The 22,496-nt window shown below is 68.6% G+C and carries 19 protein-coding genes; 15 read left to right on the top strand and 4 right to left on the bottom strand.

The genetic code is table 11. From position 1 onward, the window contains the following. Window positions 1–71: 71 nt before the first annotated feature. The 3 genes from dusB to purH are packed head-to-tail and all read left to right on the top strand — an operon-like array spanning window position 72 to window position 2,907. Window positions 72–1,109 carry a tRNA dihydrouridine synthase DusB gene (dusB, locus tag H8R02_RS01895; RefSeq protein ID WP_187079644.1) on the top strand — a complete coding sequence of 346 codons (1,038 nt, stop codon included), beginning with the start codon at window positions 72–74 and terminating at the stop codon, window positions 1,107–1,109. After that, window positions 1,106–1,342, top strand: a complete 237-nt coding sequence (locus tag H8R02_RS01890; RefSeq protein ID WP_187079643.1) for a Fis family transcriptional regulator — start codon at window positions 1,106–1,108, stop codon at window positions 1,340–1,342. The genes dusB and H8R02_RS01890 overlap by 4 nt, the downstream gene beginning before the upstream one ends. Then, complete coding sequence (gene purH, locus H8R02_RS01885; RefSeq protein WP_187079642.1) at window positions 1,339–2,907, top strand: bifunctional phosphoribosylaminoimidazolecarboxamide formyltransferase/IMP cyclohydrolase; 1,569 nt, start codon at window positions 1,339–1,341, stop codon at window positions 2,905–2,907. Before H8R02_RS01890 ends, purH begins: the two co-directional genes overlap by 4 nt. Here the strand turns inward: purH and hemL are convergent. Together hemL and thiD are read right to left on the bottom strand one after the other, a co-directional pair. Next, window positions 2,904–4,214 (bottom strand): glutamate-1-semialdehyde 2,1-aminomutase, encoded by a 1,311-nt coding sequence (gene hemL / locus H8R02_RS01880; RefSeq protein ID WP_187079641.1) that lies wholly within the window; start codon window positions 4,212–4,214, stop codon window positions 2,904–2,906. The genes purH and hemL overlap by 4 nt on opposite strands. Then, window positions 4,198–5,115 (bottom strand): bifunctional hydroxymethylpyrimidine kinase/phosphomethylpyrimidine kinase, encoded by a 918-nt coding sequence (thiD, locus tag H8R02_RS01875; protein ID WP_187079640.1) that lies wholly within the window; start codon window positions 5,113–5,115, stop codon window positions 4,198–4,200. Before thiD ends, hemL begins: the two co-directional genes overlap by 17 nt. A gap of 113 nt (window positions 5,116–5,228) precedes the next feature. On the opposite strand from thiD, the gene H8R02_RS01870 reads away from it, so the two are divergent. The 6 genes from H8R02_RS01870 (at window position 5,229) to H8R02_RS01845 (ending at window position 15,510) form a co-directional block, all read left to right on the top strand. After that, window positions 5,229–5,402 carry a rubredoxin gene (locus H8R02_RS01870; RefSeq protein WP_187079639.1) on the top strand — a complete coding sequence of 58 codons (174 nt, stop codon included), beginning with the start codon at window positions 5,229–5,231 and terminating at the stop codon, window positions 5,400–5,402. Window positions 5,403–5,474: 72 nt separating this feature from the next. Next, window positions 5,475–5,861 (top strand): response regulator, encoded by a 387-nt coding sequence (locus tag H8R02_RS01865; RefSeq protein ID WP_187079638.1) that lies wholly within the window; start codon window positions 5,475–5,477, stop codon window positions 5,859–5,861. Window positions 5,862–5,871: 10 nt separating this feature from the next. Then, entirely contained in the window at window positions 5,872–6,237 is a 366-nt protein-coding gene (locus tag H8R02_RS01860) for a response regulator transcription factor (protein ID WP_187079637.1), read from the top strand. Window positions 6,238–6,271: 34 nt separating this feature from the next. After that, window positions 6,272–6,802, top strand: a complete 531-nt coding sequence (locus tag H8R02_RS01855) for a chemotaxis protein CheW (protein ID WP_187079636.1) — start codon at window positions 6,272–6,274, stop codon at window positions 6,800–6,802. Window positions 6,803–7,017: 215 nt separating this feature from the next. Next, a complete protein-coding gene (locus H8R02_RS01850) occupies window positions 7,018–9,126 on the top strand; it encodes a methyl-accepting chemotaxis protein (protein WP_435531258.1) in 2,109 nt (702 codons plus the stop codon). A 24-nt stretch (window positions 9,127–9,150) separates the two neighbouring features. Then, a complete protein-coding gene (locus tag H8R02_RS01845) occupies window positions 9,151–15,510 on the top strand; it encodes a hybrid sensor histidine kinase/response regulator (protein ID WP_187079634.1) in 6,360 nt (2,119 codons plus the stop codon). Here the strand turns inward: H8R02_RS01845 and H8R02_RS01840 are convergent. Continuing rightward, window positions 15,483–16,805, bottom strand: a complete 1,323-nt coding sequence (locus H8R02_RS01840) for a cryptochrome/photolyase family protein (protein WP_187079633.1) — start codon at window positions 16,803–16,805, stop codon at window positions 15,483–15,485. The two genes, H8R02_RS01845 and H8R02_RS01840, sit on opposite strands and share 28 nt — an antisense overlap. 22 nt (window positions 16,806–16,827) lie before the next feature. On the opposite strand from H8R02_RS01840, the gene H8R02_RS01835 reads away from it, so the two are divergent. From H8R02_RS01835 to H8R02_RS01810, 6 genes are read left to right on the top strand one after another with little or no spacing between them, the layout of a single operon-like run. Then, window positions 16,828–17,427 (top strand): YqgE/AlgH family protein, encoded by a 600-nt coding sequence (locus H8R02_RS01835; RefSeq protein ID WP_187079632.1) that lies wholly within the window; start codon window positions 16,828–16,830, stop codon window positions 17,425–17,427. Next, window positions 17,424–17,840, top strand: a complete 417-nt coding sequence (gene ruvX, locus H8R02_RS01830; RefSeq protein WP_187079631.1) for a Holliday junction resolvase RuvX — start codon at window positions 17,424–17,426, stop codon at window positions 17,838–17,840. The genes H8R02_RS01835 and ruvX overlap by 4 nt, the downstream gene beginning before the upstream one ends. Beyond that, complete coding sequence (gene pyrR / locus H8R02_RS01825; protein WP_187079630.1) at window positions 17,837–18,337, top strand: bifunctional pyr operon transcriptional regulator/uracil phosphoribosyltransferase PyrR; 501 nt, start codon at window positions 17,837–17,839, stop codon at window positions 18,335–18,337. Before ruvX ends, pyrR begins: the two co-directional genes overlap by 4 nt. Further along, the gene (locus tag H8R02_RS01820; protein ID WP_187079629.1) at window positions 18,337–19,299 is read left to right on the top strand and encodes an aspartate carbamoyltransferase catalytic subunit; all 963 of its coding nucleotides are present in this window, start codon (window positions 18,337–18,339) and stop codon (window positions 19,297–19,299) included. Before pyrR ends, H8R02_RS01820 begins: the two co-directional genes overlap by 1 nt. Before the next feature lie 12 nt (window positions 19,300–19,311). Then, window positions 19,312–20,616, top strand: coding sequence for a dihydroorotase (locus H8R02_RS01815; RefSeq protein ID WP_187079628.1), 1,305 nt, complete (start codon window positions 19,312–19,314; stop codon window positions 20,614–20,616). Continuing rightward, the gene (locus H8R02_RS01810; protein ID WP_187079627.1) at window positions 20,601–21,338 is read left to right on the top strand and encodes a lysophospholipid acyltransferase family protein; all 738 of its coding nucleotides are present in this window, start codon (window positions 20,601–20,603) and stop codon (window positions 21,336–21,338) included. The genes H8R02_RS01815 and H8R02_RS01810 overlap by 16 nt, the downstream gene beginning before the upstream one ends. On the opposite strand, the gene H8R02_RS01805 is transcribed toward H8R02_RS01810, so the two are convergent. Next, complete coding sequence (locus H8R02_RS01805; protein WP_187079626.1) at window positions 21,321–22,424, bottom strand: hypothetical protein; 1,104 nt, start codon at window positions 22,422–22,424, stop codon at window positions 21,321–21,323. The genes H8R02_RS01810 and H8R02_RS01805 overlap by 18 nt on opposite strands. Window positions 22,425–22,496 lie beyond the last annotated feature (72 nt).

Here is a 22,496-nt window from a genome sequence, read left to right as displayed (position 1 = left end):
ATTTCAGGGGCTGAAACCGCGCGGGCCTACAATTCGTGCCTCATTTTTCAGCAGCGCGAACCCCCCTCCCCATGAAGATCGGCCCCTACACCCTGGCGAACAACCTGTTCGCGGCGCCGATGGCGGGGGTGACCGATCGTCCCTTCCGCCAGCTGTGCCGCCGCTTCGGCGCGGGCTATGCCGTGAGCGAGATGGTGACGTCGCGCAAGGAGCTGTGGAACTCGCTCAAGACGTCGCGCCGCGCCGACCATGCCGGTGAGCCGGGTCCGATCGCGGTGCAGATCGCCGGCACCGACGCGCAGATGATGGCCGAGGCCGCCGCTTACAACGTCGAGCGCGGCGCGCAGATCATCGACATCAACATGGGCTGCCCGGCCAAGAAGGTCTGCAACAAGTGGGCGGGCTCGGCGCTGATGCAGGACGAGCCGCTTGCGGTGTCCATCGCGCAGGCCGTTGTAGAAGCTTGCCTGCCGCATGGCGTGCCGGTGACGCTGAAGATGCGCACGGGCTGGTCGCAAGGCAATCGCAACGCGCTGGAGCTGGCGCGCGCTTTCGAGGCGGTGGGCATCCGGATGCTCACCATCCATGGCCGCACGCGCGAGCAGGGCTACGGCGGCGAGGCCGAGTACGAAACCATCGCCGCCGTGAAGTCAGCGGTGAGCATCCCCGTGGTGGCCAACGGCGACATTGATTCGCCTCAAAAGGCGCGCGAGGTGTTGGCCGCGACGGGCGCCGACGCCATCATGATCGGGCGTGCGGCCCAGGGGCGGCCGTGGATCTTCCGCGAAGTGGCGCACTACCTTTCGACGGGCACCGAACTCGCGCCGCCGCTGGTGGCCGAGGTCAGGCGCGCGCTGCTCGAACACCTGCAGGACCATTACGGCCTGTACGGCGAATACACGGGCGTGCGCAGCGCCCGCAAGCACATCGGCTGGTACGTGAGGGGCCTGCCGGGCGGCGCGGAATTCCGCGGCCGTATGAACGCCATCGAGGATTGCGACGCGCAGTACGCGGCCGTCGCGGCTTTCTTCGACGGTTTGAGCGAGGAGATGGACCGGCTGCCCATGACGGCGCCGGCCGGTACACAACAAGAGGCAGTATCCGAATGAGCAAGAAGCACATTGAGGAGTGCGTGCGCGCCAGCCTGGAGGGGTATTTCCGCGACCTGCGCGGCACCGAGCCGGACGGCATGTACGAGATGCTCGTGAAGGTCGTCGAGAAGCCGCTGCTGGAAGTGGTGATGGCGAAGGCCGAGAACAACCAGTCCCGCGCGGCCGAATGGCTGGGGCTGAACCGAAACACGCTTCGAAAGAAGCTGGTCGAACATAAATTGATCAAATGAACGCACTGATCTCCGTTTCCGACAAGACCGGCGTCGTCGACCTCGCCCGCGCGCTGCACGAGCTGGGCGTGCGGCTCATTTCCACCGGCGGCACCGCGAAGCTTCTTGCGGAACAGGGGCTGCCCGTCACCGAGGTCGCGGAGCTCACTGCGTTCCCCGAAATGCTCGACGGCCGCGTCAAGACGCTGCACCCCAAGGTGCACGGCGGCCTGCTCGCGCGGCGCGACCTGCCCGAGCACATGGCGGCGCTGCACCGCCACAACATCTCGACGATCGACATCCTCTGCGTGAACCTCTACCCCTTCGAGGCGACCGTCGCCAAACAGGGCTGCACGCTGGAGGACGCGATCGAGAACATCGACATCGGCGGCCCGGCCATGGTGCGCAGCGGCGCGAAGAACTGGAGGGACGTGGCGGTGCTCACCGATGCGTCGCAGTACCAGCCGGTGATCGACGAGCTCAAGACCGGCAAGCTGTCCGACAAGACGAAGTTCGCGCTGGCCGTGGCCGCATTCAACCGCATCAGCAACTACGACGCGGCGATCAGCGACTACCTGTCCTCGCTGCAGGAAGACCGCTCGCGTTCGCTGTTCCCGGGCCAGTCCAACGGCCGCTTCGTGAAGCTGCAGGACCTGCGCTACGGCGAGAACCCGCACCAGCAGGCCGCGTTCTACCGCGACCTGTACCCCGCGCCCGGCTCGCTCGTCACGGCCAGGCAGCTGCAGGGCAAGGAGCTCTCGTACAACAACATTGCCGACGCGGATGCGGGCTGGGAATGCGTGAAGAGCTTCGACACGCCGGCTTGCGTGATCATCAAGCACGCCAACCCGTGCGGCGTGGCCGTCGGCAAGGACGCAGCCGAGGCTTATGCCAAGGCGTTCAAGACCGACCCGACGTCGGCCTTCGGCGGGATCATCGCGTTCAACCGCACCGTCGACCGCGCGGCGGCCGAGGCGGTGGCCAAGCAGTTCGTCGAGGTGCTGATGGCGCCGGAGTACACGGCTGAGGCACTGGAAGTCTTCAAGGCCAAGCAGAACGTGCGCGTGCTGCAGATCGCCCTGCCGCCCGGCGGCGCCACCGACTGGGACAAGGGCCGCAACGCCATGGACGTCAAGCGCGTGGGCTCGGGCCTGTTGATCCAGACCGCCGACAACCACGAGCTGCAGCTTGCCGACCTCAAGGTGGTGACGAAGAAGCACCCGACGCCGCAGCAGATGCAGGACCTGCTGTTCGCGTGGAAGGTCGCCAAGTACGTGAAGTCCAACGCCATCGTGTTCTGCAAGGACGGCATGACGATGGGCGTCGGGGCGGGCCAGATGAGCCGGATCGACTCGGCCAAGATCGCCGCGATCAAGGCGCAGAACGCCGGCCTGTCGCTGGAAGGCACGGCCGCCGCGAGCGACGCCTTCTTCCCGTTCCGCGACGGGCTGGACGTGATCATCGACCAGGGCGCCAGCTGCGTGATCCAGCCGGGCGGCTCGATGCGCGACGCCGAAGTCATCGCCGCCGCCGACGAGCGCGGCGTGGCGATGGTCTTCTCAGGCGTGCGCCACTTCCGGCACTAGGCCTTCAAGGTCTTGAATACCGCGCGGGCCGCTTCGACGGTCTGCGCGATGTCGCCCTCCGTGTGCGCCGCGCTCACGAAACCCGCTTCATACAAAGCCGGCGCGATGTACACGCCGCGATCGAGCAGCCCGTGGAAGAGCTTCGCGAATTTCGGCGCCTCGCTTTTCATGACCTGGGTGTAGTTGGCAGGCAACGCCTCCAACAAGAAAAACCCGAACATGCCACCTTCGTGATCCGCGGCAAAAGGCACACCTTCGGCATCCGCCGCACCCTTCAAACCGTCCACCAGCGACTTCGTGCGTGCGGAGAGCTCGTGAAAAAATCGCGGTTTCGAAATTTCTTTGAGCGTGGCCAGACCGCATGCCGTGGCCACCGGGTTGCCGCTCAAGGTGCCCGCCTGGTAGACCGGCCCCACGGGTGAAAGCTGCTCCATGATGGCCCTCGGGCCGCCGAAGGCCGCCAGCGGCATGCCCCCGCCGATCACCTTGCCGAGCACCGTGAGGTCCGGCTTGAACCCCGGGATGGCTGCGCCGTAGACCGACTGCGCGCTGCCCAGCGCGACGCGGAAGCCCGTCATCACCTCGTCGAACACCAGCAGGGCGCCGTGCTGCGTGCACAGCTCGCGGCAGCGCTTCATGAAGGGCAGGCTCGCGCGCACGAAGTTCATGTTGCCGGCGATGGGCTCGATCATCAGGCAGGCGATGTCCTTGCCCTGCGTGGCGAAGGCTTCTTCGAGCTGCTGGATGTTGTTGTATTCGAGGACGAGCGTGTGCTGCACGACGTCGGCCGGCACGCCGGCGCTCGTGGGGTGGCCGAAGGTGGCCAGGCCCGAGCCGGCCTTCACCAGCAGCGCGTCCGCATGGCCGTGGTAGCAGCCCTCGAACTTGATGATCATGTTGCGCCCGGTGGCGCCCCGAGCGAGCCGGATCGTGCTCATCGCGGCCTCGGTGCCGGAGCTCACGAGGCGGATCATCTCCACCGAGGGCAGGTGTTTGACGATCTCCTCGGCCAGCTCGATCTCGCGCTCGGTCGGCGCGCCGAAGGAGAAGCCGTCCATGGCGGCCTTCTGCACGGCTTCGAGCACGGCCGGGTGGCCGTGGCCCAGGATCATGGGGCCCCACGAGCCGATGTAGTCGATGTGGCGCTTGCCGTTGGCGTCCCAGAAGTAGGCGCCTTGCGCGCGCTGCACGAAGGCGGGCGTGCCGCCCACCGCGCGGAAGGCGCGCACGGGCGAGTTCACGCCGCCGGGGATCAGCGCCTTGGCGCGGTCGAAGAGGGTCTGGTTGCGGTCAGTGCTTGGTGTCATGGGCAGGCAGTTCGAAAGCGGATGCATCGGGGGCGGCAGGTTCCACCTCGTCGTCGACATTCTCGCCTTCGGGCTGCGCCCAGAACAACCGGTCCGGGATGACGTGGCCCATGCCGGGGCGGAAGCCCCCGTCGAGGCAGCGGTCCAGGTAGCCCAGTGCTTCGGCCGCGGCCGAAGCGAGGTCCGCACCGCTTGCGAGAAGCGCCGCCAGGGCAGCGGCGAGCGTGTCGCCCGCACCCGAGAACACCGCATCGAAGCGCTCGAACTTCTCGCTGGCCAGCACCGCCTGCGGCGTGGCGAGGACGTTGTCGACGTACTGGTCCGGCAGGGGCACGCCTGTGACCAACGTATAGGGAACGCCCATGTCGGCGGCCGCCTTGGCGATGTCGCGCGCCGTGGGGCTGCGCTCGCTGGACCACTCGGGCAGCAGCCAGCGCCACAGCGTGCTGTGGTTGCCGACCAACACGGTCGTCTGCGGCAGCATCAGCTCGCGGAAAGCGTCCTCGTACTGGTCCGCCAGCCCGTCGTCCCACCACGAGAGCGTGGGCATGTAGGCGATGACGGGGACGTCGGCGTAGTCGGCCGCGATCTCGGCCACCACCGCCAGCGTCTCGGGGCTGCCCACGAAGCCGACCTTGAACACCTGCACCGGCACGTCCTCGAGGATGGTGCGGGCCTGTTCGGCGACTGCTTCTTCGTCGAGCGGGAAGTGGTCGAAGACCTCCGCCGTGTCGCGCACGTACGCACCTGTAACAACGGGCAGGGGATGCGCGCCCACCGATGCCACCGCGGTTACATCCGCCGCGAGGCCGCCCGCACCCGAGGGGTCGCTCGCGTTGAAGATCATCACGCAAGCGGGGCTGCCCGCATCGCCGGACTGGGTGTCCTGTGAACTTGACATCGGGGAATTCTTGGGGGTTGCCTGACCCTTGATGATGCGCGCCCCAGAGGCTGACAGGGGTGCAGGAGGGCCTCGATACAATCGTTGCATTCTATTCGAACCCCCTTTAAGCTGTGACCGATACCAAAACGTGGATGTGTCTGATCTGCGGGTGGATCTATGACGAGGCCGCTGGCGCGCCCGAGCATGGCATCTCCCCCGGGACACCTTGGGAGCAGGTCCCGATGAACTGGACATGCCCGGAGTGCGGGGCCCGCAAGGAAGACTTCGAGATGGTGCAGATATAGCAGGGCGCTGTTACAAAATCGGATGATGATGCCGCGCCCGCAAAGCAGTAATAAATTGAGGAGCAGCGTCAAGTGAGCGCATCTGGGTTGAAGGTGCTGGTGATCGATGACAGCAACACGATCCGGCGCAGTGCGGAGATCTTCCTGAAGCAGGGCGGCCACGAGGTCATGCTGGCCGAGGACGGGTTCGACGCGCTGGCCAAGGTCAACGACTACCAGCCGAACCTGATCTTCTGCGACATCCTGATGCCGCGCCTGGACGGTTACCAGACGTGCGCGATCATCAAGCGCAACGCGAAATTCGCGAACACGCCGGTCGTGATGCTTTCCTCCAAGGACGGCGTGTTCGATAAAGCGCGGGGCCGCATGGTCGGGTCGCAGGACTACCTGACCAAACCATTCACGAAGGACCAGCTGCTGCAGACGGTGCAGCAGTTCGGCGCCGGCGCAAGCGAATAAGGAGAGAGAGATGGCGATCCAGAAAGTGCTGGTCGTGGACGATTCCAAGACCGAGCTGATGTTCATGACCGACCTGTTGCAGAAGAACGGCTTCGCCGTGCGCACGGCCGAGAACGCCGAAGACGCGTTCCGCCGCCTGGCGGAAGAAAAGCCCGACCTGATCCTGATGGACGTGGTCATGCCCGGCCAGAACGGCTTCCAGCTCACGCGTGCGATCACGCGCGACCCGCTTTACGCCGACGTGCCGATCATCATGTGCACCAGCAAGAACCAGGAGACCGACCGTGTGTGGGGCATGCGCCAGGGCGCGCGCGACTACATCACCAAGCCGGTCGACCAGGACGAGCTGATGGCCAAGATCAAGGCCCTGGGCTGACGCCCGCTCGCGCGCAGGACCGAGGGAAGGAAAGATGGCCAACCGCGAAGCGTTGCGCGAACTCCAGAGCCGGCTGGCCAGCCGCCTGCAAGCGGCCCGCACCGAGGGCGTGCAGGCCTCGTGGCTCGCCGTGGAGTCCGCCGGCAAGAAATACCTGTTCCCGCTGGCGCAGTCCGGCGAGATCTTCCCGTATGCCGCTACCCAGCCCGTGCCCTACACGCGCGAGTGGTTCCTGGGCGTGGCCAACCTGCGCGGCGGCCTGTACGGCGTGGTGGACCTGGCGAGCTTCGTCGCCGGCCGCGCGCCGCAGCAGCGCTCCGACGCGGGCCGCGCCGAGTCGCGGCTCATCGCCCTCAATGCGCTCCTCGAGGTCAACTGCGCGCTCCTGATCGACCGCCTGGCTGGCCTGCGCAACCTCGACGCGTTTTCCTCGTCCAGCGAAGCCCCCGAGGGCTCGCCGGACTATTTCGGCAGCGGCTACACCGACGCCAGCGGCGCGTACTGGCAGGAAATCAACCTGCAGTCCCTCGCGCAGCAACCCCAGTTCCTGAGCATCAGTGCCTGAAGAGCGCTCCCTGTCCCCCACCGAAGGCTTGCACCATGTCCGTCGTTGATTCCCTGAAAAAACTGTTTGCGAAGAAGCAGGCCGAGCCCGACTCCGGCGAGCTGAGCCTGGCGACGCCGGACGCGAGCCTGATGAACCCCGATGCCACGGGCGCCATCGGCGCGCCGAGCACCACCCAGGCGATGGACGCCGCGATGGTGGACGACCCATCGAGCATGGGCCCCGAGTCGGTGGACGGCGAGGAGCCGACCGAAGCCGAACTCATTTCCGTGCCGCTGCTGGGCCGGCGAAGCATCGTCACCCACCAGCGCGTGCTGTTCGTGCTGCTGGCGGTCTCGCTGCTGGTGCTGGGTTCCGTGGCGTTCTTCGCGGTGAACCAGGCCGACAAGGTCGCGCAGCAGGTGGGTGGCACCGGCCAGTCGCTGATGCAGTCGCAGCGCCTTGCCAAGAGCGTGTCGCAGGCGCTGATCGGCAGCCCGCAGGCCTTCCCCGACGTGCGCGAAGCCTCGCAGGTGCTCGCCAAGACGGTGCGGGCGCTGAAGGCGGGCGACGAGGAAATGCGCATCCAGGCCGTGGCGCCCGAGATGCAGGAAGACCTGGACAAGGTCGTGCCGATGATGGAGCGCGCGGAAAAGAACGCCGCAACCGTGATGGGCCAGCAGAAGATCCTGACGCAGGTGGGTACCGCCCTGCGCACCATCAACCGCCAGTCCTCCGACCTGCTGGAGATCGCCGAGACGGTGTCGTCGCTCAAGCTGCAGCAGAACGCGCCGCCGGCCGAAATCTCCGCCGCCGGCCAGCTGGTGATGTTGACGCAGCGTATCGGTAAATCGGCCAACGAATTCCTGACGATGGAAGGCGTGTCGCCCGAGGCCGTGTTCCTGCTGGGCAAGGACCTGAACTCGTTCAAGGAAATCGCGCAGGGCCTGCTGGACGGCAGCCCCGAGCTGCGCCTGAACGGCAGCAAGGACGAACAGACCCGCGAGCGCCTCGACGCGCTGCTCAAGCTGTACGAACAGACCCGCACGCAGGCCGGCGCCATTCTCGGCAACCTGCAGGGCCTGGTGTCCGCGCGTGAAGCGCAGTCCGCCATCATTCAGGACTCCGAGCCGCTGCGCAAGGGCCTCGAAGCGTTGCAGGGCAAGCTGTCCGAGCAGACGGGCCTGGGGTTCGGCGCCCTGATCGCGCTGGCCATCTCCTCGATCTTCGCCATCATCTGCGCCGTGGGCCTGGCCTACGTGCAGCTGCAGGACTCGCGCAAGCGCCAGGAAGTCGCCGAACAGCAGCGCCTGGAAGCCGAGCGCCAGGAGCAGGAAGCCAAGCGCGTGAACGACGCAAACCAGGCGGCCATTCTGCGATTGATGAACGAACTGCAGTCGGTCGCTGAAGGTGACCTCACGCAGGAAGCCACCGTGACGGAAGACATCACGGGCGCCATCGCCGACTCGGTGAACTACACGGTGGAAGAACTGCGGCAGCTGGTGGGCAACGTGCAGGCCACGGCCACCAAGGTGGCGCAGACGACGGCGCAGGTGGAATCGACGTCCACCGAGCTGCTGGCCGCTTCGACCGAACAGCTGCGCGAGATTCGCGAAACCGGCCAGTCGGTGCTGGACATGGCGACCCGAATCAACCAGGTGTCCGGGCAAGCGCAGGAATCCGCACTCGTTGCGCGCCAGTCGCTGAAAGCCGCCGAGACCGGCCTCGCGGCCGTGCAGAACGCCATCGGCGGTATGAACGCCATCCGCGACCAGATCCAGGAAACCTCCAAGCGGATCAAGCGCCTCGGCGAATCGTCGCAGGAGATCGGTGAAATCACCGAACTGATCTCGGACATTACCGAACAGACGAACGTGCTGGCCCTGAACGCCGCCATCCAGGCAGCGTCCGCGGGTGAAGCAGGCCGCGGCTTCTCGGTGGTTGCGGAAGAAGTGCAGCGCCTCGCCGAACGTTCCGCGGATGCCACGCGCCAGATCTCGGCGCTGGTGAAGGCGATTCAGACCGACACGCAGGACGCGGTGGCCGCCATGGAACGCTCCACGCAGGGTGTGGTGGAAGGGGCCAAGCTGTCCGACAACGCGGGTACCGCGCTGACCGAGATCGACCAGGTGTCGCGCCGCCTCGCCGACCTGATCGAACAGATCTCGCAGTCGGCGTCCAAGGAAGCCGAGTCCGCGAACATCGTGGCCGGCAACATCCAGCACATCTTCGCGGTGACGGAGCAGACCGGTGAAGGTACGCGTTCGACGGCCCAGCAGGTGCGCGAGCTGACCCGCATGGCCGAGGAACTGCGCCAGTCGGTGTCGCGGTTCAAGATCGCCTGAGCGCCCGGCGCGGGGTAGGGTTCCATGCAAGCCAACGATACCGATCTCGACCTGGCCACCAACGACCTCGGCCCGCTGGCCTGGGTGCTCGACGAGCTGCGCAAGTCGCTCGAGTCGGCCTCGTCGGCGCTGCGGCGCTTCGTGCGCGACGCCACGCTCGCGCGCGGCCAGGACATGGCGTCGGTGGACGCCGGCCAGCTGCGCATCGCGCGCCAGCAGCTCCACCAGGCGGTGGGCGCGCTGGAGATGGTGGGGCTGGCCCCGCCCGCGCACATGCTGCGCGCCATGGAATCGGCGGTGCAGAAGTTCGTGGAGCGCCCCGAGCTGTGCACGGAAGCAGCGTCCTCGAAAGTCGAACGGGCCGGCTTCGCGCTGACCGAATACCTCGAAGCGCTGCTGCTGGGCAAGCCGGTGTCGGCCGTCGCCCTGTTCCCGCAATACAAGGACGTGCAGGAGCTCGCCGGTGCCGACCGCGTGCACCCGGCCGACCTCTGGGCCTTCGACTGGCGCTGGATCGAGCCGGCGTCGGCAGGCCAGTTCGAAACGCTCGTCTACGACCCGGCCGTGCGCTCGAAGATGGACCAGGCGGTGCTGCGCATCGTCAAGTCCGGCGATTCGCAGGCGGCGCGTGACCTCGCCGACGCGAGCATCGCGCTTGCCGGCTCGCAGACCGCGAAGCAGCCCAAGGCGTTCTGGAAAATCGCCGCCGGCTACTTCGAAGCCATGGCGCAGGGCCTGCTGCCCGGCGACCTGTACGTGAAGCGCTGCGCCTCGCGCGTGCTGCTGCAATACGCCTCGCTCGCCAAGGGCGACATGGGCGTGTCCGACCGCCTCGCGCAGGACCTGGTGTTCTTCTGCTCGCAGGCCGTGCCGCAGGCCAAGGGCCGCGCGCCGCTGCTCGAAGCCGTGCGCGCCGCGTACGGGCTCGCACGCACGCGCCCGGTCGACTACGGCACGCCGCAGTTCGGCCGCTTCGACCCCGCGGTGCTCTCGCAGGCGCGCAAGCGCATCGTGCACGCGAAGGAGTCGTGGTCCGCGCTTTCCGGCGGCGAGGCCTCCAAGCTCAAGGGCGTGAGCGAGCACTTCCACCAGCTGAACGAATCGCTGGTCAAGCTCTATCCCACCTGCGCGAAGCTCGCGCAGGAGCTGAACACTGTCGTCGACGGCGTCGCGCGTTCCGGCCGCCCGCCGGCGGCGGAGCTGGCGATGGAAGTCGCCACCGCGGTGCTGTACATCGAAGCCGCGCTGCAGGACCTCGACACCGACGACGCGCAGATCGCCGACCGCACCGAGCGGCTCGCCACCCGCTTGTCGACGGTGATCGCGGGCAACCCGCCCGGCCCGCTGGAACACTGGATGGAGGAGCTGTACCGCCGCGTCAGCGACCGCCAGACCATGGGCAGCGTGGTGGGCGAACTGCGCGGCACGCTGGCCGAGCTCGAGAAGCTGCTGGACCAGTTCTTCCGCGCACCGAACGACAAGGCGCCGCTGCAGGCCGCGCCGCAGCACCTGCTGCAGATGAGGGGCGTGCTCTCGGTGCTCGGCCTCGACCAGGCCGCGCAGGCCGTGGGCCGCATGCGCGACACGCTCGACGAAATCCTCGTCACCGAGATCGACGAGGAGAAGGCGCGCGCCGCCGGCACGTTCGACAAGCTGGGCAACAACCTCGGCGCGCTCGGCTTCCTGATCGACATGCTGAATTACCAGCCGGCGCTGGCGAAGAAGCTGTTCGTCTACGACGACTCGACGGGCGAGCTGCGGCCGCTGATGGGCCGGGCGCAGGACGAGCCCGAAGCGCAGGACGCGCAGGACTCCAGGCTCTCCGACGACGTCATGGATGTCGTGCAGGAGGCGCAGGAATCCGGCTTCGGCGAGATGCTCACCGCCAAGCTCGATTCGATCGCGACCAAGGCGGTGCTGGCCGAAGAGAAGGGTGTGGCGCAGGCCGCGCGCGAAGTCGCGGCCAAGGCCGCGCAGGACCCGGCCCTTGCGACCGTTGCCTTGAGCAACCTCGCGGCCGCCGTTGCACCGGTCGCACCCGTTGCCACGCCCGCGCCTGCACCGGTTGCGGCGCCGGCGGAAGCGGAGGTCGACGCCGAGCTGCTCGAGATCTTCCTGGAGGAAGCGCGCGAGGTGGTCGGCAACGGCCTCGCCGCCATCCAGGCCCTGGCCACGGCGCCCAGCGACGTGTCCGAGCTCACCACGCTGCGCCGCGCGTTCCACACGCTCAAGGGCAGCTCGCGCATGGTGGGCCTCAACGAATTCGGCGAGGCCGGCTGGTCGATGGAACAGGTGCTCAACACCTGGCTCGCCGACCAGAAGCCCGCCACCGACGACCTGCGCACGCTGTGCACGCATGCGCTGCAAGGCTTCGGCCGCTGGGTCGACGACATCGCCAACCACAGCGCGGGCGCTTGGAAGGCGGGCATGTTCCGCGGCCCGGCCGATGCGCTGCGCACCGAGCACAAGCTCGTGGAGCTCAAGCTGCCCGCCGCGGGTGGCGCAGAGCCGCAGGCACCGGCGCAGCCGGTCGTCGAAGAAGTCGTGGCGCTGGAGCCCGCACCTGTCGCGATCGAGCCGGTGGCCGTGGAGCCTGCCGCGGCGATCGAGCCGCTGGTCTTCGAACCGGTGCCCGAAGTGGCGGTGCCGGTCGCCGAACCCGCGCCCATCGAGCCCGCGGCGATCGAGATTTCGTTCGAAGCGCCCGTCGAAGCGCCTGCCCCGGTGGCACCGCCCGCCGCCGAGCCGCCCGCGTTCGACCTCGGCACCATTTCGCTGGACGTCACGACCGAAGCGCCGCCCGCGGCCACGCCTGCGCCCGCGATTGAAGTCGCCGAAGCGTTCGACCTGCCCGACGACATGTTCGCGCCGCCCGAAGCGGCCGCACCTGCTGCGCCCACCGAGCCGGTTGCCGAAGCGCCGCTCTCGCTGGACATCCCGGCCGGCCCCGTGTCGTTCGACACCACGCAGGTGATCCGCGGCGAGCCGGCAGCCGCCGCCGAGATCCCGCACGACGAATTGCCGCCCGAGTTCGAGATGGACCTCGGTGCGACCCTGCGCGTCGACGATTCGCCGGCCACGCCCGCGGCGCCGATTGCCGAACTTCCGGCGGAAATCGCCGGCATCGACTTCGGCAGCCTGTCCGCCGTTTCCGGCGCCAACCTCGCCGAGCCGATGCCCGAACCGCAGCCTGAAGTGCCGCCCGAGGTTCTGCCGGAGATGCTGCCCGAAGCACTGGCCGAACCCGAGGCGGTGCGCGACGAGCAGGTCAAGGTGATCGGGTCGCTGCGCATCGGCATCCCGCTCTACAACGTCTACCTGAACGAGGCGGACGAATGGTCGCGGCGCCTGTCCACCGAAGTGAGCGAGTGGGCGCTGCAGATCACCGAGCGCGTGCCCGACTCCACCGTCGGCTGGGCGCATGCGCTCGCCGGCAGCTCGGCCACCGTCGGCTTCACGGCCCTGTCGGACGTGGCCCGCGCGCTGGAGAACTCGCTGGAGCACGCGCAGTCGCTCGCCTACGGAACGCCGCAGCATGCGCAGGCCTTCAGCCAGGCCGCGGAAGAGATCCGCCGGCTGCTGCACCAGTTCGCCGCCGGCTTCCTGAAGGAACCCGACGCGCGCGTGGTCGAGGCGCTGCAGGCCTTGCGCGACCTCGACATCCCGGAGCGCGTCGATGCGGCCGACTCCGTGGCGCCCGAATTCGGCGAGATGGACTTCAGCAACGTGGAGGTCGTCGAGGCGCCTGTGGTGGCCGAATTGCCCGAGGTGCCCGAAGTCCCGCCGGTGCCGCAAGCCGCGCCGGTTGCCGCGACGCAGCCCGAGCCGGTCATGCCGCGCCAGCCGGAGCCCGTGCCGGTTGCGCCCGCCGCTCCCGAGCAGCCTGTGCTGCCGGCGCAGGCTGCGGGTGCCGGCGATCACCTCGAAGGCGACGAAGACATCGACGTCGCCGACGCGATCGACCCCGACCTGTTCCCGATCTTCGAGGAAGAGGCCGTCGAACTGATGCCTTCGCTCGGCGGCGCGCTGCGCCAGTGGGCGAGCCGCCCGGACAACCGCGGCGCGCGCGACGAAGCGCTGCGGGTGCTGCACACGCTCAAGGGCAGTGCCCGCCTCGCCGGCGCGCTGCGCCTGGGCGAAATGGCGCACCGCCTCGAGTCCGAGGTGGAATACCTCGGCACCGAATCGGTCAACCCCGCCGACATCGAGCAACTGCTCGGCCGCTTCGACAACCTGACCGCGCGCTTCGAGGCGCTGCGCACCGTGGGCTCGACGCCCGAGGTGGTGCAGAGCCCGACGCCGGTGATCGTGTCGGCGCCGATCCACGAGCCGTTGCCGGAGGCGAAGGCGGAGGAGCCGCAGGCCCAGGCCGAGCAGCCGCTCAAGGCCGCGCCGCTCAAGCCGCTCGCACCCGCCGCACGCGCGATCGCGATGCCGGCGGCCACCACCGTCACCGCCGCTCGCCAGTCCGCCAACCAGGCGGTGCGCGTGCGCGCCCAGCTGCTCGACCGCCTGGTCAACCAGGCCGGCGAGGTGATGATCACGCGCTCGCGCCTGGAGAACGAGCTCAAGCAGCTGCGGGCCTCGCTCGGCGACCTCACCGGCAACCTGGACCGCCTGCGCGGCCAGCTGCGCGAGATCGAGGTGCAGGCCGAGTCGCAGATGCAGTCGCGCATCGCGCAGCAGAAGGAAGTGGGCGGCGGCTTCGACCCGCTGGAGTTCGACCGCTTCACGCGCACGCAGGAGCTCACGCGCTTCATGGCCGAGTCGGTGAACGACATCGCCACCGTGCAGCGCAACATCCAGCGCGTGGTGGAAGCCACCGAAGACGACTTGATCGCGCAGGCCCGCCAGACGCGCGAGCTGCAGCGCGACCTGCTGCGCACGCGCATGGTGGAGTTCGAAGGCATTTCGGACCGCCTCTACCGCGTGGTGCGCCTGGCCGCCAAGGAAAGCGGCAAGCAGGTGAAGCTGGACATCTTCGGCGGCTCGATCGAAATGGACCGCGGCGTGCTGGACCGCATGACGCCCGCTTTCGAGCACCTGCTGCGCAACTGCGTCGCGCACGGCGTCGAGGACCCCGCGGTTCGCGTTTCCGCCGGCAAGACGGCGGTGGGCAACATCGAGGTGACCGTGCTGCAGGAAGGCAACGACGTGTCGGTGACCTTCCGCGACGACGGCGCCGGCTTGAACGTCGCGCGCATCCGCCAGAAGGCGCTGGAGCAGGGCCTCGTCACGGCCGACCAGCAGCTGACGGACGCCGATGCGGCGAACCTGATCTTCATGCCCGGCTTCTCGACGGCGACGCAAGTGACCGAGCTCGCGGGCCGCGGCATCGGCATGGACGTGGTGCGCTCCGAAGTCGCCGCGCTCGGTGGCCGCATCGAGACCACTACGCAGGCCGGCCAGGGCTCCAGCTTCAAGCTGGTGCTGCCGCTGACCACCGCGGTGACGCAGGTGGTGATGATCCGCTCCGGCCGCCTCTCCGTGGGCGTGCCCGCGAACCTGGTCGAACTCGTGCGGCGCGCAACCGTCAAGGAAGTGCAGCAGGCCTACGAGAGCGGCACCTTCGAATTCGGCGGCGAGCAGTTGCCGTTCTTCTGGTCCGGCGCGTTGCTGCAATCGTCGGCGCGCAGCGTGGAGCCGCAGGGCAAGACGCTGCCGGTCGTGATCTTCCGCTCCGCCGCGCAGCGCGCCGCGGTGCACGTGGACGAAGTGCTGGGCAACCAGGAAGTGGTGGTGAAGAACCTCGGGCCGCAGCTGTCGCGCCTGCCGGGTCTTGCCGGCATGACCGTGCTGGCTTCCGGCGCCGTGGTGCTGATCTACAACCCGGTCGCCCTGACGCAGGTCTACGGCGAACAGGCGCGTGCCCTCTCCGTCGACAAGGCACAGCCCGAGGTGATGGAGAACACGGCCGCGGCCGAGGCCGCGAAGGCTGTGGTTGCCGCGGCTGCCGAAGGGCTGGCTTCACCGCCGATCCCGCAGCTGGTGCAGCAGCCGCCGCAGATCCCGCTGGTGCTGGTGGTCGACGACTCCATCACCGTGCGCCGCGTGACGCAGCGCCTGCTGCAGCGTGAAGGTTACCGCGTGGCGCTCGCCGCCGACGGCCTGCAGGCGCTGGAGAAGCTGGCCGAGGAAAGGCCCGCGGTGGTGCTATCGGACATCGAGATGCCGCGCATGGACGGCTTCGACCTCGCGCGCAACATCCGCAACGACGCGCGCCTGAAGGACCTGCCGATCGTGATGATCACGTCACGCATCGCCGAGAAGCACAAGGAGCACGCGCGCGAGCTGGGCGTGAACCACTACCTGGGCAAGCCGTACTCGGAAGAAGAGCTGCTCAGCCTGGTGAAGCACTACTGCGCGTCCCTGACCGCCGCATAGCGCGCGAGCGTGCGCTCGCGCGCCTGCGCGTGGTCGACGATGGGATCGATGCGTTCGCCTTCGGGCAGGTAGCGCGCGATGAACTTGCCCTGGGGGTCGAACTTTTCCTGCTGGTTCTGCGGGTTGAAGACGCGGAACCACGGCTGCGCATCGCAGCCGGTCGATGCCGCCCACTGCCAGTTGCCGTTGTTCGACGCCAGCTCGTAATCGAGCAGCTTTTCGGCGAAGTAACGCTCGCCGCGCCGCCAGTCGATGCCCAGGTCCTTCACGAGGAAACTCGCCGCCACCATGCGCAGGCGGTTGTGCATGTAGCCGGTCGTGTTGAGCTGCCGCATCGCGGCGTCGACGATCGGGTAGCCGGTGCGGCCGTCGCACCAGGCGCGGAACAGGCGCTCGTCCTGTTCCCATTCGATCGCGTCGTATTGCCGCTTGAAGGCGCCGTCCACCACGTGCGGGAAGTTCGCGAGGATCTGGAAGAAGAAATCGCGCCAGCACAGCTCCGACAGCCACACCTTCGCCCCCTCGCTGTTGCGCTTGCGCGCGTGCCGCACGAGTTCGCGAATGGAAATGGTGCCGAAGCGCAGGTGCGTGCCGAGGTAGCTCGGGCCCTTGACCGCGGGGAAGTCGCGCGTGGTGTCGTAGCGGTCGATGCGCTTGAGGAAGTCTTCGAGCAGGTCGCGCGCGCCTTGCTCGCCGGTGGGGATGCGCAAATCGGTCGCCTCGAAGCCGATGTCGGCCAAGGGCGGGACGCCTCTGATGCCGCGAACGCCCTGGATTCCCGCCTGCGCGGGAATGACGTCATGCACGCCGGCATCAAGGGTTCCCAGCTTCTTGAGCCACGCGTTCTTGTACGGCGTGAACACGGTGTACGGCGTGCCGGCCTGCGTGAGCACTTCACGCGGCTCGAAGACCACGTGGTCCTTCACCTGCTCGAGAGCGATCCGCTGCGCGGCAAGTGCCGTGCGCACCGCGTCGTCGCGCGCGATCGCCGCCGGCTCGTAGTCGCGCGCCGCGTAGACCGCTCCGACGCCAAGCTCGGCGGCAAGGCGAGGAATCTCCTCCACCGCCCGGCCGTGCCGCACGGCGAGCTTGCCGCCCATCGCTTCGTCGAGCTGTACCAGCGACTCGCGGATGAACGCGACCCGCCGGTCGTTTCGCGGCAGCGCATCGAGGATGTCCGTGTCGAAGACGAAGGCGCAATACACCTCCCCGCAGCGCTCCAGCGCCGCCGCGAGGGCGGCGTTGTCCGCCAGCCGCAGGTCGCGGCGCAACCACACCAGGGCGCGTGTCTTCATCGCTTGGTTAAAATCGGGGATCATGCCCGCCGAGTCCCCCTCCATCAACCTCACGCATCATTTCCTGATCGCGATGCCCGGGCTGGAGGACGCGGCTTTCGCCAGGAGCGTCGTCTACCTGTGCGAGCACAGCCCGCGCGGCGCGCTGGGCCTGGTGATCAACAAGCCCACCGACATCAACCTCAAGAACCTGTTCGAGAAGGTGGACCTGCCGCTGGGCCGCGAGGACGTCGCGAAGATGCCCGTGCTGCAAGGCGGCCCGGTGCAGACCGAGCGCGGCTTCGTCCTGCACGAGGCGGTGGTGGCCGAAGGCCAGGACCCGCAGGAGTCCGTCTACGCCTCCACGATGACCATCCCCGGCGGGCTGGAGATGACCACCTCGAAGGACGTGCTCGAAGCCATCTCCACCGGCGCCGGCCCGCGCAAGCTGCTCGTCACCCTCGGCTATTCGGCCTGGGGCGAGGGCCAGCTGGAAACAGAGCTGGCGGAGAACAGCTGGCTCACGGTGGATGCCGACACCTCGGTCATCTTCGACACGCCGATCGAGCAGCGCTACGACAAGGCGCTGTCGCTGCTGGGCCTGCAGGCCTGGATGCTGTCGCCGGGGGCGGGGCACGCATGAGCACCGAGGTGCTCGACGTTCCCTCCAACCAACAAACCTTTCTGGCTTTCGATTTCGGTCTCAAGCGGACCGGCGTGGCCGTGGGCAACCGCCTCACGCGCACCGCCACGCCGCAGCCGACCATCCGCAGCGAAGGCAACGACGCGCGCCTGGCCGCCGCCGCGCTGCGGGTGAAGGAATGGCAGCCCGATGCCCTCGTCGTCGGCGTTCCCTTCCACCCGGACGGCGCCAGCCACGAAAATACGGCTCGCGCGCGCAAGTTCGCGCGGCAGCTGCGCGCGCGCTGCAACCTGCCGGTGTACGAGGTGGACGAGCGGTACAGCACCGTGGCCGGCGGGTCCGAGTACGCAGACGCCGACGCGGGTGCAGCGTGCGTCATCCTCGAACAGTTCCTCAGGAGTTTGCCCCCATGACCATGCTCTCCCTCGATGCGGAAGCGCTGTACGGCGAGCTCAGGCGCGGCGTGCAGCAGATGCTGGGTGCCGACACGCGACTGGTCGGTATCACCTCCGGCGGTGCGTGGCTCGCCGAACGCCTGCAGAAGGACCTCGGCCTCGCAGGCGCGCACGGCCAGATCTCGTCGGCGATGCACCGCGACGACTTCGCCAAGCGGGGGCTCTCGGGCTCAGGCGCACACACCCAGCTGCCCTTCGACATCGCGGGCGCGCAGGTGCTGCTGCTCGACGACGTGCTCTACACCGGCCGCACGATCCGCGCGGTGATCAACGAGCTGTTCGACTACGGCCGCCCCGCAAGCGTGAAGCTCGCGGTGCTGGTGGACCGCGGCGGCCGCGAGCTGCCGATCCAGCCGGACTTCGCGGCCGCGCGCGTGTCGCTGCCGGCGTCGCAGTCGCTCGAACTCGCGCGCGCCGCCGACGGCCGCTTCAGCTTCAAGGTGGAACCGAACTGATGCTCTACAAGCGAAACCCCCAACTCAACAAGCAGGGCGAGCTGGTCCACCTGCTCTCCATCGAGGGACTGCCGCGCGACATCCTCACGCACATCCTCGACACCGCGTCCAGCTTCGTGAGCGTCTCCGACCGCGAAGTCAAGAAGGTGCCGCTGCTGCGCGGCAAGAGCGTGTTCAACCTCTTCTTCGAGAACAGCACGCGCACGCGCACCACGTTCGAGATCGCGGCCACGCGCCTGTCGGCCGACGTGATCAACCTCGACATCGCGCGCAGCTCCACCGCCAAGGGCGAGTCGCTGCTCGACACCATCGCCAACCTGTCGGCGATGGCGGCGGACCTGTTCGTCGTGCGGCACAGCGAATCGGGTGCGCCCTACCTGATCGCGCAGCACGTCGCGCCGCACGTGCACGTGATCAACGCGGGCGACGGCCGGCATGCGCACCCCACGCAGGGGCTACTGGACATGTACACCATCCGCCACTACAAGAAGGATTTCTCCAACCTCACGGTGGCGATCGTCGGCGACGTGCTGCACTCGCGCGTCGCGCGCTCCGACATCCACGGGCTCACGACGCTCGGCTGCGCGGAGGTACGCGTGGTCGGGCCCAAGACGCTGGTGCCCGGCGACCTGGCGCAGATGGGCGTGCGCGTCTGCCACACGCTCGAAGAAGGCCTCAAGGGCTGCGACGTGGTCATCATGCTGCGCCTGCAGAACGAGCGCATGAGCGGCGCGCTGCTGCCCTCGTCGCAGGAGTTCTTCAAGCGCTTCGGGCTCACACCCGAGCGCCTCGCCCTGGCCAAGCCGGATGCGATCGTCATGCACCCCGGCCCGATCAACCGCGGCGTGGAGATCGATTCCGCCGTGGTCGACGGGCAGCAAAGCGTGATCCTGCCGCAGGTGACCTTCGGCATCGCCGTGCGCATGGCGGTGATGAGCATCGTCGCGAGCCACGAAGCCTGAGAACGAGAACCCATGAAGATCCTGATCAAGAACGGACGCGTCCTCGACCCCGCGCGCAACTTCGACGAGATCTGCGACGTCGCGCTGGCCGCCGGCCGCGTCGTGTCGCTGCGGCGGGCGCCCGAGGGCTTCAACCCGGCGAAGGTGATCGACGCGAGCGGTTGCATCGTCGCGCCGGGCCTCGTCGACCTCACCGCACGGCTGCGTGAACCGGGGTACGAGCACGAGGGCATGCTCGAAAGCGAGCTGGCGGCCGCGGTTGCCGGTGGCGTCACCAGCCTCGTGTGCCCGCCGGACACCGACCCGGTGCTCGACGAGCCGGGCCTGGTCGAGATGCTCAAGTACCGCGCGGAGAAGCTGCACCAGTCGCGCGTGTTCCCGCTCGGCGCGCTCACGCGCGGCCTCGCGGGTGAAGTGCTGACGGAAATGGCGGAGCTCACCGAGTCCGGCTGCGTCGGATTCGGCCAGGCAGAGGTGCCGCTCGCGAACACGCAGGTGCTGCAACGCGCGCTTCAATACGCCGCGACCTACGGCTACACCGTGTGGCTGCGGCCGCAGGAGCTGCACCTGGGCAAGGGCGTGGCCGCGAGCGGGCCATTGGCAACGCGGCTCGGGCTTTCGGGCGTGCCGGTCGCGGCCGAGACGATCGCGCTGCACACGATCTTCGAGCTGATGCGAGCCACCGGCGCGCGCGTGCACCTGTGCCGCATCAGCAGTGCCGCGGGCGTGCAGCTCGTGCGGCAGGCGAAGCAGGAGGGCCTGCTCGTGAGCTGCGACGTCAGCATCAACTCGCTGCACCTGACCGACGTGGACATCGGCTACTTCGACAGCCGCGCGCGCCTGAACCCGCCGCTGCGCCAGCAGCGCGACCGCGACGCGCTGCGCGATGGCCTGGCCGACAGCACGATCGACGCGCTCGTCTCGGATCACACGCCCGTCGACGCCGACGACAAGACGCTGCCCTTCGCGGAAGCCGAGCCCGGCGCCACCGGCCTCGAGCTGCTGCTGTCGCTGGCGCTCAAATGGGGGCAGGAAAGCGGCGTGGGCCTTATGCGCGCGCTCTCGGTCCTGACCTGCGAGCCGGCGCGCGTGCTGGGCGCATCCCTCGGGACGCTGCAAGCGAGTGCAGGCCAGCTGGTCGATGGCGGCGTCGCCGACCTGTGCATCTTCGATCCACAGGACGCGTGGGAGGTGAAGCCTGGCGCGTTGCGCAGCCAGGGCAAGCACACGCCCTTCGCCGGGCATGAGCTACCCGGGCGCGTGCGCTGCACGATCGTCGGGGGCCAGATCGCCTACGAAGGATGGGAGCGCACCTGAAAGCAGCGTGGCGCCTCGCGCGCGCGCTGCTGCATGCCGTCGGCGGCTGGTTCACCATCACCTTCGCCTTCCCGCGCCTCACGCAGGCCGAACGCAACGAGCGCGTGCAGGCCTGGGCCGCGAGGATGCTGCAGGTGATGGGCGTGCAGCTGCGTGTCGAAGGCACGCCGCCCGCGGCGGGGCCGGTGCTGCTCGTCGCCAACCACATCTCGTGGCTCGACATCCTCGTGATGCACGCAGCCCGTCACTGCCGCTTCGTCGCGAAGGCCGACATCAAGCGCTGGCCGCTGATCGGGCCGCTGGCCACCGGGGGCGGAACGCTCTACATCGAACGCGAGTCCCGGCGCGATGCGATGCGCGTGGTGCACCACATGGCCGAGAGCCTGCGCGCGGGCCAGGTCGTCGGCGTGTTCCCGGAAGGCACCACCACCGACGGCACCTTCGTGCTGCCCTTCCACGCCAACCTGCTGCAGGCGGCGATCTCGGCCGGCGCCCCGGTGCAGCCGATGGCGCTGTCCTTCCTCGACCGGGAAGGCAACACGAGCCTGGCGCCGCGCTACGACGGCGACATCTCGCTGCTGCAATCGGCGTGGGCCACGCTGTCGGCGGACATCACCGCGGTCGTGGCGTTCGGCGAGCCGCAAGCCGCGCAGGGCCGTGACCGCCGCGCCTGGGCGCACGACCTGCGGGACGCCGTGGTGAACCTACGCGGCGGGCGCTGACGCGGGCGCGGCGGGCTGCACGCACAGCGGCAGCAGCTCCGGGTTCAAGAGGAAGTCGCCCACCTTGGGCATGCCGTGCAAGCGCGCGTACTGGCGCATGAAGAGCACGGCCTCGGCGCGGCGCTGGTCGGCGTGGGGGGCGCCGCTGCGCCACCGCTGCCGCAGCGTGGCAAGCGAGCCGGCGTGCACGCCCTTGCAGAAAAGGAGCACTTCGAAGTTCAGCCGCGGGTCGGCGCCCATCCCGTCCTGGTTGCGCAGGCGCCGGTGGTAGCGCCTGCAAAGCTCCTCGGCGGCGCGGCGGTCGTCGGGCGAGGACTTCACGCTGCGCGAGATCTCATACAGCGTGTGCGCGGCGCCGCCTTCGACACCGAACCTGGCCCGGCAGAGGAAGTACTGGGCGGAGCCGAGCATGCGGATGAAGCTGTCCTTGCTCATCTTGCCGTACATCATGGCCACCGAGTTCGCCTGGATCTCGCCGAAGCGGCCGGCGTAGGCGGGTGGCTTGGTGCCCTTCGCGAAGCCATCGAGCACGACCTGCGTCTTGAGCTCGTCCATCAGGATCGGGTGAAAGGCTTCGGGCAGGGGCCTGGCCTTGACTTCCTTCGGCGGGATGCCCAAGCGCACGACGCCGTTGTAGCCCGAGTAGCCGCACTCCTTGTGCGGCTCGTACACGTACTGGTCCTTCACGAGCCAATGGCCCGTGCCGGCGCGCATGCGCTTGCGGATCGTGCCGATCACCGCCTTCAGGTTCTGCTCGTCCCGCGCGATGAGCGTGATGCGCGCCGCATCCTTCAGGTCGAGCCAGTCGCCGCGGTAGTCGCCCTTGACCTTCTCGGCGGCCCGTTCCTCGCTCTTGACCGGTGCGGTGAGCAGGATGCTGCCCGTCTCCAGCGCGATCTCGGCGGCGAGGCGGTCGAGTTCGGCCTTGGCCGCCGCGGCTGCGCCGAACACGCCCGCCTTGATGCGCTTCTGGGCCGCTTCGCGGATCGCCGCGTTGTGGTCGCGCCCCCCGCCGGAGCCGGCGGCAGCGGCGCCGTAGGCGCGCAGCCGCGCGGGGGTTTGCTGGGTGGCGGTCGTCGGTGTCATTCGCTGGGCTCCTGGCGCGTGGGTTGGCTGAACCCATGCTAGGCGTCCTCCCCTCGATCGCAACCTGACCGG

This window comes from Ramlibacter albus (assembly GCF_014297445.1).
GTDB classification, from domain to species: domain Bacteria; phylum Pseudomonadota; class Gammaproteobacteria; order Burkholderiales; family Burkholderiaceae_C; genus Ramlibacter; species Ramlibacter albus.
This window is presented reverse-complemented; position numbering and strand designations above follow the sequence as displayed.